This window comes from Streptomyces sp. NPDC088354, from assembly GCF_044753585.1.
Classification (GTDB): domain Bacteria; phylum Actinomycetota; class Actinomycetes; order Streptomycetales; family Streptomycetaceae; genus Actinacidiphila.
Window position 1 is genome coordinate 393395 of sequence record NZ_JBIVNJ010000003.1, and the last position, 16726, is coordinate 410120.

Here is a 16726-nt window from a genome sequence, read left to right on the forward strand (position 1 = left end):
GTGTCAGCTCCCGTACCCGAAGGCGAACACGTGCGCCGTGCCGTCGGCGGTCGCCGGCAGGGTGATGCTCGCGACGCGCTTGGCGGCGTCCACGGGCAGCTTCACGGCGAACACATAGGTGGCCACCTTGTCCTGCTTGCCGCTCCCGGTGTTGCGGTAGGCCGTCGTGACGGCCGTGGTGTTGCCCGGGATCGGCTTGCCCCCGCCGCCGCCCAGCGTCCAGTCGGAGAAGCCGGAGCGGATCTGCGCCGTGCTGCCGTCGGCGTAGGTGACGGTGAAGGTGCCGGTCGCGCCGGCGGACGAGGCGTTGGTCGCCGACCCCAGCAGGCCGACGGACACCGTCCCCGCGGGCGCGTTCAGCGGGACGGTCTGCCCGGAGGCCTCGATGTTGTCGGGCTGCCCGGCCGTGGTGCCGGGCCAGGTGTAGGTGATGCCGTCGGCGGTCACCGTGCTGCCGCCCTGGACGCCGGCCGCGGCCAGCGCCTCCTTCGAGTACGCCCAGCCGCCGCCGTCGAAACCGCCGTTGTACTGGCTGCCGTCGGGGTGGACACCCTCATTGGTGTAGTACGGCCACAGGGCGCCCGGTGCGGCGACGGCGACGTGCAGCACCGTGGTGCCGAGGTCACTGCCGGACGCGGTGCTCAGCGAGAAGACGATGTCGTACGTGCCCTCCCCGCTGCCGCCGGTCACCGTCACCGGGTGGGACTCCTTCGCCCCCGCCCCCAGGGTGAGCGAGCCCGAGTCGGCGTCCAGGGAGACCCCGGACGGCACCTGCGCGGTCCAGCGCACCACTTCTTCCTTGGAGCCGATGTTGGCCAGGTCGAGCGTGCCGGTGCCGCTGCCGCCGGGGGCGAGCACCAGGCCGGCGCCGGACGGGCCGGAGCCCGCCAGCACGGTCCGCTGGCCGGTGGCGTCCGACGGCGGGGCCGCGGAAGGCGCCGACGCCCACGAGGTGTTGGGGCTGGTACCGAGGGTGAAGTCGAGCGTGGCGCCCTCGCTCAGGTCGGCGAACGGCAGCCAGGCGGCGTTGTGCGCCGTGCCGTCGACCCGCAGCGACTGCACGTACGGTGCGTCCGTGGCGGCCTGCGGGGCGTTGATCTTCACCGTTCGGCCGCCGCCGAGGCGGATCTGCGCCTTGGGGAAGACCGGGCTGCCCAGCACCAGGGTGTCGGTGCCCGGCGTCTGCGGGTACATGCCCAGCTCGGACCAGACGTACCAGGAGCTCATCGCACCCAGGTCGTCATTGCCGAACTGCCCCACGGGCGCGTTGAAGTACAGCTTCTGCTGGGCCTCGCGGACGGCGGCCTGCGTCTTCCAGGGACGGCCGAGGTAGGAGTACTCCCAGGGGATCTCCACGCTCGGCTCGTTGCTGAGGTCGGCGTTGGTGCCGCCGGGGTGGGCGATGTCCGACAGGAGGCTGTCGAGGTAGGCGTCGTAGGCGTCCGCGCCGCCGCGCGCCGCGATCAGCGCCTTCAGGTTGAACGGGATCATCGGGGTGTACTGCGCCGAGGTGCCCTCGACGAAGCCGTTGGAGGTGCCCGGCGCGAAGCCGGTGGCGAAGGCGCCGGAGGCGGTGCGGGCCTGGACGTAGCCGGTGCGCACGTTGAAGACGTTCTGCCAGTCCTGGGCGCGGGTGGCGAAGGTGCGGTGGACGCCGTTCTCGCCGAGGGACGTGGCGAGGGCGGCGATGGCGTAGTCGGCGCTGTCGTACTCGAGTTGCGTCGACACCGGGCCGTAGAAGTTGCAGCAGCCCCAGTCGCCGCCGTCGATGGGCAGGTAGCCCTTGGCGTCGCGGACCGTCTGGCCGGGGCGGTCGTTGTTGGGGTGGGTGGCCTGGTGGACGAGGGAGTCCAGTGCGCCGGGGGCGTCGAAGTCGCGGGCCCCGAAGGCGTACGCGCCGGCGATGATCCCGGCGGCCGGGTCACCGACCATGACGTAGCTCTCGCCGTTGTTCTGCGCCCACTTGGGGAACAGCCCGGTCTGGTCGAAGCCGTTGACCATGGAGGTGACGACGTCGCTGGTGACGTCCGGCGCGACGACGGCCATCAGCTGCGTCTGGGAGCGGTAGGTGTCCCAGCCGGAGTAGTTGGCGTACTGGGCGTGGCCCTTGCGGACGGTGTGCACCTCGCCGTCCATGCCGGCGTACTCGCCGTTGACGTCCGAGAAGACGTTGGGGTGCAGGAGCGAGTGGTACAGCGCGGTGTAGAACTGCACCTGCTGGTCGTGGCTCCCGCCGCCGATCCGCAGCCGGCCGAGGATCTTGTTCCACGCGTCGTGGTTGGCCTGCCGGACGCCGGCGAAGTTCCAGCCCGGGATCTCGGAGGTCAGGTTCTTCCCCGCGTTGGCGTCGCTGGTGTACGAGATCGCCACCTTGGCCTTCACGGCCTTCTGCGTGGTGGTGTCGAAGGTCAGGTACATGCCGTTGGCGCCGGTGACCGGGGGCTTCGCGCGGGTGCCCGCACTCGGGGTGGCACCACCGGTCTCCGAACCCTTCGCGGAGTCGCCGCCGGGGCCGTGGCCGGCGCGGGGTCCGGGGCGGCCCGGCACGGTGAAGTGCCGTTCCTTCTGCGGACCGCGGGTCGCCGGGGGCGCGAGCGGCTGCTCCGGGGCGCCGAGGCGCAGCGACTTCGCCTGGGGGTTGACCGAGGAGCCGACCCAGGTGCCGCTGCTGGTGAAGGGCCGGTCGAAGGTCATGCGGAAGTGCAGCGTGTAGGTGTTGTCGGCGCCGCAGAAGTGGCCGCTGCTCACCGCGCCCGACACCTCGTGGTCGTTGACCACCTGGGCGCGGGTGTTGTCGATCTGCGTGGCACCGCCGCTGAGCTTGAGCAGCAGGTGCGAGTCGGCACTGCCCGGGAAGGTGAAGGTGGCGAGCCCGGCGCGGGTGGTGCTGGTCAGCTCCGTGGTGATGCCCGCGTCGTCGGTCAGCCGGTAGTAGCCGGCCTCCGCCTGCTCGTTGGCGTGGCTGAAGCCGGTCGAGGTGGCGCTCAGGTCGCCGGTGAGGGACCCGGCGACGGGGAGTACGGGCACGTCACCGGCGGCGGGGCAGCCGGGGCCCGAGATGTGCGTGAGGCTGTAGCCCGAGATCTTCTTGTCGTCGTACTCGTAACCGCCGCCGGAGGGGCGGTCCGGGGTCGTGTCCGGCCCCCACTGGAGCATGCCGAAGGGCATGTCGGGACCGGGGAAGGTGTCCACGGCACCCGATGTTCCGATGATCGGATTGACCAACGACGCCGGGTCGTCGACCCAGGGGACGTCAGCGGCGGGTGCCGCGGCGGAGGCCGCCTGCAGCGGTCCGGCCGCGAGGCTCAGGACGGCGACCGCCGCCAGCGGAACGCGCAGGCGCCGTACGCGCGGGAGATGGGGCCTGAGGATCAGCAGGTCGCGCCAGGGTCTTGCCATCACGTGCCTCCACAACCGGGTCGTCTTCACGGATGACTGAGGGTGCGCCGCACTCGCTCGACGCACGACAACGTTGTCCGGCTCCTGACAACGTTGCCAGCGGGCTTGAGTGAAACGCCTCAGCTGAATACCTGTCAACACAGGGCCCTCGATGCACACGTGAACCACACGCCCGGGCGAACGGATCGCGCCAAACGGGGCCGCGCGCGCCCGGGGCGGCTCCACGCGCGGATCCGGGGCTGGTACCGGGGCTGGTACCGGGGCGGACCGTGCGGCCGGCGGGGCTCCGCCGGCCGTCGCAGGAGGGCGCCGGAAACGCGCCCGCGCACGGCCCGTTCCGGGGGCGGGACGTGGGTCCTTGGCCCGACGCGGCCCGAAGTCGGACGGAAACAGGCCCCGTTGGCGACCGCACTCGCCCCGCTCAGGCATGACGGGGAAGACGGCCGGAACTCAGGGGGCCGCTCCGGGCGCGACGCGACCCCCCGGCTTGTCGGACGATCGCAAGGATCAGCTGCCGGCGGGCCCCTGGCGCGGATCGCGGTCGGCGTCCGGCACGAAGAGGCTCAGCCGGTAGACGGTCGGATGGACCAGGCGGCCGCACAACGTGTCCATCCGCACCGCCGTCCAGTCGATCCGCGTGCCGGACGATCGCAGACGGCGCATGTGCGCACGCCACTCCGACGCGTCCTGGGTCTCGAAGAGCACTTCCCAGTGGCCCGTCTCCGGCGCGAACCGTGCGGCGGCCCGCTCCCTCTCGTCGCGCCGCTGACGTCTCCTCCTGCGCTGCCCCGGCATCGGCCCAGCATTCCCGGCCTCCACCCACGGGGCAAGGCCATGGCCCGGCGTGAGGCCGGAGCGGGGTGGGTCACCGGCTCACTCAGGAACGTCGGTGCCCCAGGCGGCCGCACAGAGCGCGCGTTCGACCTCGGCGGTGTAGGTGGCGGCGGCGAGCCAGGCGTGGGCGAAGTGGACGGGGTCGGTGGGGAGGAGGCGGCCGAAGGCGTCGCGGTCGCGGGTGGCCGCGCGGGCGTGGAGGTCGGCGAGGAGGTCGGCCGCGGTGGCGAGCCCGGCGCGGCGCAGGCGGTGGGTGTCGGCGGGGACGGTGGAGGGGAGGGCGACCACGCGGCGGCCGCCGGACACCGCCTGCTGGACGCGGCGGTGCAGCAGGTGCAGGGGCGCGTCGTCTGAGGCGGCGAGAGGGGCGGCGGGGCCCGCGGGCAGCCCGGACGTGGGCAGGTCGGCACGTTGAAGGCGGTCGAGGCCGGCGTCGAGTCGTGTCTCCGGGTCCGTGGGATGGCTCAGGGCGAGCAGCCGGGCGCGAGCATGCGGTGCCGGGTCGAGACGGACGACGACGCGCAGGCGGAGGCCGGGGGCGGCGGCAAGGAGCCGCAGATTGTCCCGGTACGGCAGGGCGGGGTGGTCGTGGGCGGCGGTGAGCCGGATCGTCAGGCCGTCGCAGTCGGCGAGCAGGCAGTCCCCGCCGGACTCGCGCACGGTACCGGTGAGGGTGACGTCGAGGAAGAGCAGGCCGTCGCCCGTGGCCAGGGCGCGGGCGGCCTGGTCGGCGACGGGTACGGACCACAGGCGGTCCAGCGGTTCGCCGGTCCAGGACGCGCCGGAGGCCCGTACCGCACGCACCCCGGCGCCCGCGCCGAGACGGCCGGTGGGCGAGACCGTGGCGCCGGACACGGCGAGTCCCGCGCGGGACAACTCGCGGTGCGTCAGGGCGGTGTCGCCGATGCGGACGCTGCGGTCGGCGGCGCCGGTGGCCCTTCCCGGTCCGCCGGGGAGGACGTCGGAGACGGTGTGGAGCCGGCCGTCTGCGTCGGCCGTCCATGTGACGGCGCCCGCGTGGCCGCTCGCGGTGAGCACGGGTTCGGAGAACAGGCCGTACAGCCGCAAGGAGCCGTCCGGGCTGTAGGGCTGCCGTGCGGTGCCGCGCACGGCGGCCAGTTCGGGGCCCGCGGCGTGAGGCACGCGGTGCGCGGGGCCGAGCAGTTCGCGCAGTGCCTCGACCAGGTCGGCCAGGCGGTGGGCCGGGTCGCCGGAGCGGGCGGCACGCAGCCGCGTGACGACGGAGACGGCGGCCGAGGCGATCCGGGGCAGGCCGGCGATCCGGGCCGTGTGCGCCGCCCGCAGCAACTCCGCCTGGGGCACGGCGCCGGCGCCGTCGACGCCCGCCTCGAGGACGGCGGCGGCCGCGCCGCGCACGGCGCCGGCGGCGGCGCACTGCTGCGGGGTGGCGGTCTCCGCCGCCTCGGGCGGTGCGGCGACCCCGTCCGGCTCGGCGCCCACCGGCTCCGTGTCACCGGCGTCGGGTTCTGCGACCGGCGCGGCGGAGGCGGCGGAGGCCCGGTGCAGACAGTCCGGGGCGAGCAGGCACCCGCAGCGGATGGCCCCGGTGCTCGTCACCGTGCCGCCGGGGGCGTGCAGTTCGAGGTCGGTGTCGTCGTCGATCGCGACGCGCACGGTGTCGCCGTCTCGGACGACCGGGCGGCCGGCCAGCTTGGCGGCGGCCGCGTCGAGGCGTTTGCGCAGCCGGGGCGAGAGTGCCGTGACGAGTGCGGCGGTGACGGCGGGCGCGACCGGGGGCAGGTTCGGGTTCATGTGATCTTCTCCCCCACCCAGCGGGCGAGTTCGAGGGGGCTGAGGGCGGCCACGGGCATGCCCGCGGCGACGAGCTGTCCGGCGACACCGGTGGAGTAGCGGGGGCGTCCCGTGTCGTCGAGGCTCGCGCAGCCCAGCACGTGACAGCCGGCGCCGACGAGCGCCCGGACCTCGGCGAGCAGTCCGCCGACCGGGTAGCCCTCCTCGAAGTCGCTGACGACCACGACGAGCGTGCGCGACGGCACGGTCACCAACTCGCGCGCGTGGCGCAGTCCGGCCGCGATGTGGGTGCCGCCGCCGACGCTGACCTCCAGCAGCAGGGACAACGGGTCCGTGACGTGGTCGGTGAGGTCGATCACCTCGGTGGAGAAGGCCAGTAAGTGCGTCGACAGGGTCCGCACCCCGGCGAGCACGGACGCGGTCAGCGCCGCCCAGATCGTCGACGCCTCCATGGACCCGGAGACGTCCGTGACGAGGATCAGCCGCCAGTCCGCGGCGCGTCTGGCCCGGGTATGGAACACCGGGCGCTCGGGGACGACCTGGACCGTGCCGTCGGGGGCGCGGCGGGCGGTCGCGAGGTTCGCCCGCAGGGTGCGCGGCAGGTCGAGACCGCCGCCCGGCCGCCGGCTGGGACGGGGGACGACGGCGCCGTGCAGCGCGGGGCGCAGGCGCGTGGCGAGCTGCCGCGTCAGGGTTTCGACGAGGCGGCGGACGAGGGGCCGGAGGGCCGCCAGCCGTGCCTCGGGCAGCCCTCCGGCGTGCGCGAGCACCGTGCGCAGCAGCTCCACCGAGGGGCGCACGCTGTCCGGGTCGAGTTCCGTGAGGGCGTCGTTGCGGCCCGACGCGGCCGCCGCGGCGAGGACTTCCTCACGGATGCCCGGCCCGAACAACGCGGCCAGTTCCTCCGACCATTCGCGCACCCCGGGGTAGGCCGCCTCCCGGCCGCCGCCGTTGCCGGGCGCCATGTCGCCGCGGCTCCCTTCGCCACGGCCCCGGCCGTACAGCTCGTCCAGGGCGGTGGCCAGGGCCGCCGCGCCGCGCGGTAGTCGCTCCGCCCGGCGGCCGAGCACGAGCCGCCAGCGGTCCGCGGCGCCGATGGTGCGTCCCGAGGGGTCGTCCGTCGTACGGGGTGCGCAATCACGCGCACCCGGCACCGCGTCGCGCGCCGCCCGCTCCGGCGCCGGCTCGTCACGCGGAGGGAGCAGGCCCAGGCGTTGCAAAGTGGCGCGGGCGGTGAGGTCGGCGCGGGTCCACGCGGCGAGGGCCAGGGGGTCCGCTCCCGCGGTGTCGGCGATGCCGCTGATGTCGAGGCGTTCCTCGACCGCCGTCAGTAGCCGGTCGCGGGCGGCGGGGCTGAGGGTGTCGAAGCCGCCACGGAGGGCGGGGAGCCGGTCGAGGAAGGCGCGGTCGGGGAGGTCGGCGACCCGGTCAAGCAGCGGTTCGAGCGCCGGGGCGGCGGCTTCCAGGAGCGGGCCGGCCGCGGTGAGCAGGCCGGTGAGGCGGGCGCGGAGGGCGGCGCGCGAGGGCGGGTCGGTCGCCCCGTCGAGCCAGGAGGCGACCCGGGTGCCGAGGTCGTGCGCGGGCTCGTGGCCCAGGAGCACCCGGACGGCACCGGCGGCGCCGCGCATCAGGGGCGATCCTCCGGCCGCGAGGCGCGCCAGCGCGTCGGCGAGCCGGATACCGCCGAACCGGTCGGCGCGATGGGCGAGTTCGAGCAGTGCGTGGGCGTCGGCGGGATCCTCGGAACCGGTGAGACCGTCGACCTGGCGCACCGCGGCCGCCGTCAGCAGGCCGGCGACGGCTTCCGCGCGGGCCGTGCGGTCCTCGTCGGGACCGAGGCCGGCGACGTGCCCGGCGCGCACGCGGTCCAGCAGCCCCAGGCCGCCGAGGAGTTCGGGCAGGGTGCCGGTGCCGGGGAGGACGTCCGCCGCCTCGGTCAGCCGTTCGTCGGTGAGTACGGGCAGCCCGCACTCGGCGGCCTCCGCGAGCCCGCGCAGCGTCTGGGCCGCGGTCGGGCCGCCCTCCTCCGTCTCCGAGCGGCGGCGCTCGCGGAGCACGCCCTCGGCGGCCTGCGCCGCGGTGACCCCGCGGGTGCCGGCGGCCGTGAGCATCGCGGCGGTCGCCGGTGTCCAGCGCACCTGCCAGCGGGTGGTGAGGGCGTCGGCTCCGCCGACGCCGCTGACGTCCCTCGGCTCGGCGTACGGCACACCGCACACCGCCAGTCGGCGCAGCAGCAGTTCGCGCCGGCGGTCGAGGTCGGAGCGGATTGGGTCGAGCCGCAGGTCCCGGGCGTCGGTGGCCGCCGTCGCGGGCTCCGGTCCCGGCAGTCCGAGCGCAGCGGCCTCGGCCTCCACCGCGGGGGCGAGTCCGCTGCGCGGGGCGCCGGGGGCGGGCCGCCCGCTCCGGCTGCCCACGAGGACGCGCTCCATGGCCCGCGCGACCGCTCGTCCCCGCCCGTACGGTTCGCCCTGCGCGAGCACGGTCTGCACGGCCTCGACGAGTTCGCCCCGCCCGGCGGCCGGCAGTCCGCGCAGCCGTGCGAGGTCGCCGGCGAGCCGGCCGATCTCCCGGGCGTCGGCGGGACCCGACGGGTGGCCCAGTGCCCGCAGTTCGGCACAGACCCGGACCGCCGTGCGGATCAGCGCGTTCTCGAGGGCGTCGGGGTCGCCGGCCGTGTCGAGGACGAGGTGCTGCCATTCCGGGTCGCGGATGCCCGCGGGATAGCCGGAGCGCTCGTCCAGCAGCGCATAGGTGTACGGGATGAGGGAGGTCGTCCAGGGGCGGTCGTCCTCGCGCGCCGCGGTCCCGGAGTCCTCGCCGGTCGCGGACGCGCTCCCGGTGGTCGCAGCCGGCAGCAGCGCCGGGGCGTGGAAGGCGCCGACGACCACGGCCGCGCGGGCCCCGCCGGCCGTGGCCTCCGCGAGGCGGGACCGCATCCACGCCTCGCGCCGCAGGTCGAGTGCGGGGACACCGCCGGAGGCCGCCGCGTCCTCGCGCAGGGCCCATCCGGTCAGCAGAGCGGCACGGCGCAGCGCCTCGGGCGGCGAACCGGGGGCGGTGGCCTCCACGAGGCGGTCCCACAGGTCGTCCCCGGGGCGGCCGGTGACGCGGTCGCGCAGGGCCGCGTGGAGTCCGGGCCCGGACTCCCCCGCCGTTCCCGGCGCTTCCCGGCCGGCGGCCCACGCGCGATCGGCGAGCGGCAGGTCGCAGGCCACGGCAGGGACGCCGTGCCGGGCCGCCCAGCGCACGGCGGCCAGCTCGGGCGAGAAGTCGGCGAAGGGGTAGAAGGCCGGCCCGCCGCCCGCTCCGTCGCCGGGGGCGGCGGCGAGGGCGACGGGTGCCCGGGTCTCCTCGTGGGCGAGCCAGGGCAGCCATTCCTGCATCTCGCCCGGAAGTTCGACGAGCAGGACGTCCGGCTTCGCGTCGTCCAGCAGGGCGGGCACGGCGGCCGCGAGCGACGGCGCGTGGTGGCGCACGCCGACGAGGTACGGCGCCGCCGTGTCCGTGAACGCCGCGAGGGCGGCGTCGGGGGTCCGGGACACGGCCGTCATCCCTCCAGCACGGTGCGCAGTTCCCACAGGGTGCGCCAGGTCGGGGAGCCCTGCTCGGCGCGGCGCCGGACGGGACCGTCCCAGTAACCGAGCAGCCGTGCCGCGTCGGCCGGGTCGTCCTTGCGCACCACGCCGAGCAGATGCCCGGGCAGCAGGCCGAGCACGTCGCGGTCGCCGGGGAAGTACGCGGCGGCCAGGGCGAGCGCGCCCGCCACCGACACGGCCTCGGCGGTGCTCATCACCGTGGAGGGGCGCTCCACCTCCCAGCCCTCGGCGGAGCGGCCCTCGCGCAGGTCGCGGAAAGCGGTGACCAGGGCCTCCAGGACGGCGTCGTCGACCTGGTAGGGCGCCCCGGCGCGTTCGACGGCGGCGCGGGACTGGCTGCGCACGAGCGCGGTCTCGGCGTCCAGGTCGCCGATGGGGCCGACGGTCTCGAAGTTGAAGCGGCGCTTGAGGGCGGCGGACATCTCGGAGACGCCCTTGTCGCGCAGGTTGGCGGTGGCGATGAGGGTGAAACCGGGTGCCGCGTGCGCCAAGGCGTCTTCGCCGCCGGCGAGTTCGGGGATCGCGATGCGCCGCTCGGAGAGCAGGGAGACCAGGGAGTCCTGCACCTCGGGAAGACAGCGGGTGACCTCCTCGACGCGGGCGACGGCGCCGCACGACATGGCCGTGAGGACCGGCGAGGGGACGAGCGCCTGCCGGCTGGGTCCCTGGGCGAGCAGCAGGGCGTAGTTCCAGCCGTACTTGAGCTGGTCCTCCGTCGTGCCGGCGGTGCCCTGGACGACCAGGCCGCTGGTGCCGCAGACGGCGGCGGACAGCAGCTCGGAGAGCATCGACTTCGCGGTACCGGGCTCGCCGACGAGCAGCAGCCCGCGCTCCCCCGCGAGCGTCACGACGCACCGCTCCACCAGGGCGCGGTCGCCGACGAACTTTCCCTCGACCACGAGCCGGCGCGGGACGTCGCCTGGCACCACGGCGTCCTCCGGCAGCTTCAGCGGCTGTCCACCGCTGCCCATGACGAAGGTGACGACGGCACGCGGGGTGAGCCGCCAGGAGGGCGGGCGGGGTCCGGTGTCGTGGGCGGCGAGGAAGGCCAGCTCGGTGGCGTACCGGTCCTCGGGCGGAGTGACCTGCCGCCGCGCGGGCGCGGTGGTGTCGGCGGGGGGTGCGGTGGTGGTCATCGGCGGCGGCCCTTCCGGGTGGCGCGGGTGGTGAGTTCTTCGAATGCGGGGGCGTCGCCGTCGCGGACACGGTCCCAGGCGGCGGTGAACAGTTCGGATACCGGGAGCAGGGGGACGGTCCTGACGTGGTCGCGGACGGGGTAGAGGCGTTCCTTCCAGGTCTCCACCGGCAGGGCGGGTGCCTTGAGGTCGCGCCAGCCGCAGGGCAGGAAGAGAGTGCGCCCGGCCCGCGGACGGCGGGCCTCGACGACGAGGCCGCTCGCGGCGAGTTCGGTGCGGGCCTTCTTGATGCGCGCGGGCTTCCAGCCTGTCCAGCGGGCGCAGTTGCGGTCCGTGGGGTCCGGCAGGGCGAGCAGTTGCAGGTAGAGCGCGGCCGCGTCCTCACCGAGGCCGTGGGCGGCGGCGACCTCGGCGACGAGATCGGGCACACTGAAGGTGGGGTCCTGGGCATGGCCGGCCGGGGAATCGGGGCCGGTGCCCGCGGCGAGCGCGCGCTCCAGTCCGTCACCGAGAACGGCCCGCAGGCCGTGCAGGGCGCCGCCGCGGTGCGGACCCACCAGTCCCTCGACGAGGCCGAAGACGGCGTCGTCGGGCCCGGTCAGCCCGGCCGGGCGGACGAGCACGGTCTCGGTGTCGCCGTACCAGGGGCGCAGCACCAGGGCCTCGCCGACGTGCGTCAGGCCATGGGCGTCGGCGCCGCCGGTCGCGGGCAGTCCGTAGGCCTTGCGGAGCTGAACGGCGGTGGGGCCGCCCTTCGCCGTCCACTCGATGTCGGCGTCGACGAGCAGTCCGGGATCGGCGAGCCGGCGGCGCAGCGCGGCCAGGCCGCCGGGCAGCGCGGCGCGCAGCCGATGCCCGTAGGGCAGGCCGTAGGCGAGCTGTGCCAGCGCGGCGACGGAGCGTGGGATGTCCTGCCGTCCGGGCAGCGCGTGGGGGTCCTGGGGAACGAGGTCGCCGTCCTTGTCGGGCCGCTGCACGGTGGTGCGGCTGAGCCACGGGGTCCGGGCGGGATTGAGGACCGCCTCGGCGGCCCCGGCCGGAACGCCGGCGAGTTCACCGGCGACCTCCTCCGGCAGGCGGACGAAGTCGCCGAGCCGTTCGGCCCAGACGCGGCCTGCCGCCGCGATGTCGGGCCCGGTGGTCCACAGTTCAGCCGGTTCCTCCGGCAGAAGGGCGCCGGCAAGGGCCGTCTGGCCGTCCTGGCCCAGCGAGGCCAGCAGTCCCTCGCCGAACGCCCTCTGACGCGGCTTCAGCCCGACGGCCGCCAGTGCCGAGGTGTCCGGGTCCTGGGGCATGCCGGCGAGCAGCAGCGCCGCCTGTACGGGGCCGAGGCCGCCGCCCGTCGCCGCGACGAGCTCCCCCGGGCCGCCCTCCCGCCAGGGCGTCGCGCCCTTGTCCCGCAGGAGCCGGATCACTTCGTCCAGTCGCCCCGCCGGGAGGTCGGGGGTGCGGTCGCTCTCCCCCTCCGAGGTGAAGTGGGCGACGGCGCCGAAGGCTCCGGAGGGGTCGTGGTCGAGGGCGGCCCAATGGACCTGCTCACGCTGTCCGTCGACGTTCTTGCAGGCGAGGATCACCACGGTGCGGTCACCGCGGCGCAGGACCTGCCCCACTCGCTGCTGCGTCTCGTGCTTCTCCCCGAGGACGACCTCGCGGAGCCCGCCCCCGGGCGCCGCCAGTCGTCCCGCGGCGATCGCCTCGAAGAGCAGGCACAGCGCCTCGCGCTCCTTCGCCGGGACGGCGGGCGACGCCGCGCGGAAGGCCAGCGCGCGCAGCGCACCGAGGACGGACGGCCAGGTCAGTCCCATGCCGGTGACGGTGTACTCGTCGCTGTGCCATCCGCCGCCGAGGGCGCCGATCCTGTCCCGGCCGGGGAGCGGCTTGCCCTCGGCGGGGCGACCGGACAGCACGTGGTTGACGGAGCGGATCTGCCGGAGCGTGGCCCACTGTGTGTCGCGCGACCACCACGAGTACCCGTCGTCGACGATGCCGGCGACGGCGCCGCGCAGGGTGTGGTCGTCGCCGTGCTCGGGGCTGTGGTCGGCGAACATGCCCTCGGTACGGCTGCGTGACTGCGCCGTCCGCTCCGTCGGGGGTGCGACGAAGCCGTTCACGCCCTCCACGTGGCGGAGGACGCCCTGCACCAGCGCGCTCACTCCCTCGATCAGCCGCTTCTCGGCGAGCCCGGGAAGGGCCCGCGCCACGCAGGCGCGTGCCACGGCGGTGGCGGAGGGGCCGGTGTACTCCTTGGTACGGGCCACCTCCGCGCCGCGTTCGGCGAGGGCGCTCGCCGTGGTCTTCAGCACGTCGGCGGCCTGCGCGTCGGTGAAGGCGCGCAGCACGGCCGAGCCCTTCTCGTCTCGCGGGCGCAGGGCGTGCCAGAAGGGGAGCGGCGGGACGAGCCGGGTGCCGGCGGCGAACTCCCCACCGTTCCCGCACACCGAGAAGGTGGCGAGTTCGTCGGCACCGGTCGCTCCGCCGGCCACGTGGAGCGACACCGCCTGGCCGGTGTGCGCCACGACCGGCTCGGCGCCACCGGGAAGGCGCAGCGCGCCGAGCGGGACGGCCCGGGAACGGCTCGCCGCCTTCAGGAGGGGGAAACCGACGATGCGGCCGTCGGGCGTGCCGGCGGTGCAGCGCGCCTCGCTTCCCTCGCCCTCGACGCGGACCCAGCGCCCCAGGACCGTGCCGTCGGTGCCGAAGGGTGACGTCTCCAGGCCGGGTTGAAGCGGCAGGACCTCGCAGTCGTCCTGCTGGAGCCGGGCGCCCTCGCGGATGCCGGAGCGCAGGAAGGCGGGCAGCGAGGCGCGGCCGTGGGTGCCCGTGACCGGGTCGTACTCCATCCAGACCTGCTCGCGGCCCTGCTTGCCCTGGCGCCAGAAGGAGGTGCCGTCGCCGAGGACCGGGTGGCTCGGCGGCACCACCGTGTCACCGGCGTGCAGGGTGCGGCCGCCGGTGGCGCGGCCGCCGCCGGGGAGGGGGATCGAGGGCGCGCCGACCTGCGCGTGCCACCACGTCGGAAGGGGCTCGCCGCCGAGGGTGAAGATGTCGGCGGGGCGGGCTGACCAGTAGCCGCGCTGTTTGTCGCCCTCCCGCCACATCACGAGGAGTTCGCCGTCGGTGTAGCGGAACTCGGGCCGGTGCCAGCGGTCGAGTTCGACGGGGATACGCAGGTCGTGTTCGAGGAGCACCTTGTCGGGGCCGACGACCACGACCTTGTGCTTGCGCGAGAGGACGAGGGCGGGCCAGGCCTCGGCGATCCCGAGCGCGTGCTCCCCGGGAGCCGCGGCGACAGCGGCGTCGAGGAGTTCGATGGCCTCCTCGAGCGCCGGCCAGCCCAGTTCGTCGAGGATGCCCTCACGCAGGGTGCGGCCGAGCAGCGGAGCGAGGTCGTGGCCGGCGACGCGGGCGACGGCGCCGGGGTTGACGCGTGCCGCGACGGACCGGAAGGACCGCATGCGGCTGAGGACGGCGCGCGAGGCGGGCAGGCCGCGGGCGCCGGTGAACCGTTCGGCCGCCTCGTCCAGCCAGGCGTGCAGGACGGTGCTGAGCACCGGGTGCGCGGCCAGGGCCTCCAGCGCCGCCGTCTGCGTGCGCTGGTCGCCGAGTTGGCCGATCGCGTGGTGCAGCAGGCGCCGCAGGCGGGGGTCGGCGCCGCAGGCCACGAGGTCGCGCCGTCCGGTACCGCGGTCGAGCAGCCACGGCGCGAGCGGCAGGTGGACGTTCCCGGGGGCCTCGGGGACGGTGAGTGGAACGCCCTCCGCCGCGCACAGGTCGAGCAGGTCGAGTTCGGCGCCGACGCGCCAGCGGGCCGCGAAGAGGTCGACGGGACGTCCGTCGGCGCGCAGCCGGGGAGCCATCCGGGCGACCAGGGCGAGGGTGGACGCGGAGCGTTCGGAGCTGGGTGAGCCGTGCTTGCGGTGCGTGGCCCAGCGGGTCAGCCAGTCCGCCGCGTCGACGGCCGCAGCGGTCTCGCCGGCCTCCCCGGTCAGCAGCGTGTCGGCGCCGGTCTCGGCGAGCAGCGCGAGCCAGAACTCGTCGTGCTCCGGGTCGCGGCCCAGGCCGGTCGGCATGATCTCCAGCAGCCGTGCCCGTACCGCCGGTTGCCGCTCGGCGAGCACGACCAGGGTGGGCCGGTAGGCGGTCCAGAAGGAGCCGGGCGCGCGCACGACGGCGGGCGAGGCCAGCAGGTCGGCGACGAGGGCGCATTCCTCGGTGACCCGGTTCAGCCCGGCGGCCTTGATCAGCGCGCGGGCGTCCTGCGGCAGCGAGGCGTACGGCGGCATCCCGGCCGCGCAGCGCTCCACGGCGAGTTGGCGGAACTGCCGCCAGGCCTCGGACGGGTCGAGGCGCAGCGCGAGGTCCTTGACGTGCTCCTTGAGCGCCTTGACGGTGAGGGCGCCCGCGAACGCGAACTCCAGGAACACGGCGCGCTGGCGGTCCTCGTCGACGGTGAGGCCGTGGACGCGCTCGGCGGCACGGGCCTTGCCGAAGAAGGCGGCGGCGTAGGTGGTGTTCTCGTGCTGGAGGAAGACCCGGGCAGCCTGCTCGTGGAAGGTGGGCAGGAAGTGCGGCACCGCGCGGCCGAGACGTTCGGCCAGGGCCTCGAAGCCGTCCCTGGCGGCTCCGGCCCGGGACTTGGCGATTCGCGCGAGCCGTTCGATGTCCTTGACCAGGGCGAGCGCGTGGTGGCCGTTGGCCGGGTCGTTGACCAGGGCCCAGGCGGGGAAGCCGAGGGTCTCCCGGCGCACCTGTCCGACCTCGGGTGTCTCGGGCTCGCGGATCAGGCCGAGGAAGTCCAGCGCCAGGTCCTCCGCCTCCCCGAGGGTGCCCGGGACGAGCCGGACGACACGGCGGCCGTCGAGCACGGGGTGAGTGTAGCCGCGCACGGTGAGGGTGTCGGCCTCCTCGCCCGCGATGGTGCCCAGGGGCAGGACGGCTCCGGCGTCCAGCAGCGCGGTGACGCTGTTCCGGTCGTGGGTGCTCATGCCGCCTGCTCCTCGTCCTCGATGTCGCGGCCCGCGTAGAGGGCGGCCGCCATGCGCATGCCTTCCGACCAGGCGACGGGGCCGACCTGACCGAGCCCCAGGGCGCGTCCCGCGCTGTCGGTCCAGGACAGGGGGCCGGTCTCGGTCTCGCTCCAGCCGTCGTAGTCGCCGATCCAGATGCGGGCCTCGACGGACCGGCCGTCCTCGAGGACGGGACAGACGGCGTGCCCTCCGCGTACCCGGTAGCCGAGCGAGGTGGCGCGGCCGTGCAGGAAGCGCAGCTCCTTGAACGTGCCCCCCGCGTAGTCCTCGACCACGGTGCCCTCGGGGTCCAGGTCCGCCGGGCGGTGCCAGACCTCGCGGAAGAGCTGCTGCGCCCGCTGCTCCACGCCCAGTTCGACCGCGAACTCGCGCAGGTCCTCGAGGTCGTCCAAGAGCACCGGGTGCGGGATGCGCACGAGTTCGGGGGCGATGCGCACGGTGTCTCCGTCCAGGTCCACCAGCCCGAGCCCGCGCTCGGACCCGGCGTCGCACAGGAAGCCGGCGACCCGCCCGTCGGCACCGGTGACGACGACGTCCCGCAGGGCGGCCTGCCAGGCCGGGTCGGGCCACACCGCCGCGACGACGGCGATCGGCACCGGCAGTGAGCGCACCATCCACCGCTCCACGTCGGCCAGGCACTGCCGTTCGTGGCGGTCCAGCCATTCGGTGAGCTGGCGCAGCCCCACCACCGCGGGGTCGTCGGCCAGTTTGCCCGGAACGGACTTCAGCCGCCGGCCGGCCGCGTTGCGGCAGACGACCTTTCCGTCGTCGAGGGAGACCTCGTAGTCGCCCGCCGTCACCCACCCCATCGTGTGCCTCCCTGCACCGGGTTGATCAAGTGACCGGAACTGTAGGCGCGGGTACTGACAACGCCGCCGCGAGCCTGTGGAGACCCGAGGAAAGGGGCCGCGGGCGTACGCCTCACCCGCCTCGTTGTCGGCGGGGACTCCTAGACTCGGCC

The 16726-nt window shown here is 75.2% G+C and carries 7 protein-coding genes; all 7 read right to left on the reverse strand.

Translation table 11 applies throughout. From position 1 onward, the window contains the following. Positions 1-3 precede the first annotated feature (3 nt). The 7 genes from ACIP98_RS08000 to ACIP98_RS08030 all read right to left on the reverse strand — a co-directional run bounded on the left by ACIP98_RS08000 (position 4) and on the right by ACIP98_RS08030 (position 16574). Positions 4-3399, reverse strand: a complete 3396-nt coding sequence (locus tag ACIP98_RS08000) for a lectin (protein ID WP_401974321.1) — start codon at positions 3397-3399, stop codon at positions 4-6. Between the two features lie 507 nt (positions 3400-3906). After that, entirely contained in the window at positions 3907-4194 is a 288-nt protein-coding gene (locus ACIP98_RS08005) for a hypothetical protein (RefSeq protein ID WP_401974323.1), read from the reverse strand. A 78-nt stretch (positions 4195-4272) separates the two neighbouring features. Beyond that, entirely contained in the window at positions 4273-6006 is a 1734-nt protein-coding gene (locus tag ACIP98_RS08010; protein ID WP_401974325.1) for a hypothetical protein, read from the reverse strand. After that, a complete protein-coding gene (locus tag ACIP98_RS08015) occupies positions 6003-9557 on the reverse strand; it encodes a DUF5682 family protein (RefSeq protein ID WP_401974327.1) in 3555 nt (1184 codons plus the stop codon). The genes ACIP98_RS08010 and ACIP98_RS08015 overlap by 4 nt, the downstream gene beginning before the upstream one ends. Continuing rightward, a complete protein-coding gene (locus ACIP98_RS08020) occupies positions 9554-10738 on the reverse strand; it encodes an AAA family ATPase (protein ID WP_401974329.1) in 1185 nt (394 codons plus the stop codon). The genes ACIP98_RS08015 and ACIP98_RS08020 overlap by 4 nt, the downstream gene beginning before the upstream one ends. After that, entirely contained in the window at positions 10735-15723 is a 4989-nt protein-coding gene (locus ACIP98_RS08025) for a hypothetical protein (protein WP_401974331.1), read from the reverse strand. The genes ACIP98_RS08020 and ACIP98_RS08025 overlap by 4 nt, the downstream gene beginning before the upstream one ends. Further along, positions 15720-16574 (reverse strand): DUF4132 domain-containing protein, encoded by an 855-nt coding sequence (locus ACIP98_RS08030; protein WP_401974332.1) that lies wholly within the window; start codon positions 16572-16574, stop codon positions 15720-15722. Before ACIP98_RS08030 ends, ACIP98_RS08025 begins: the two co-directional genes overlap by 4 nt. Between the last annotated feature and the right edge of the window lie 152 nt (positions 16575-16726).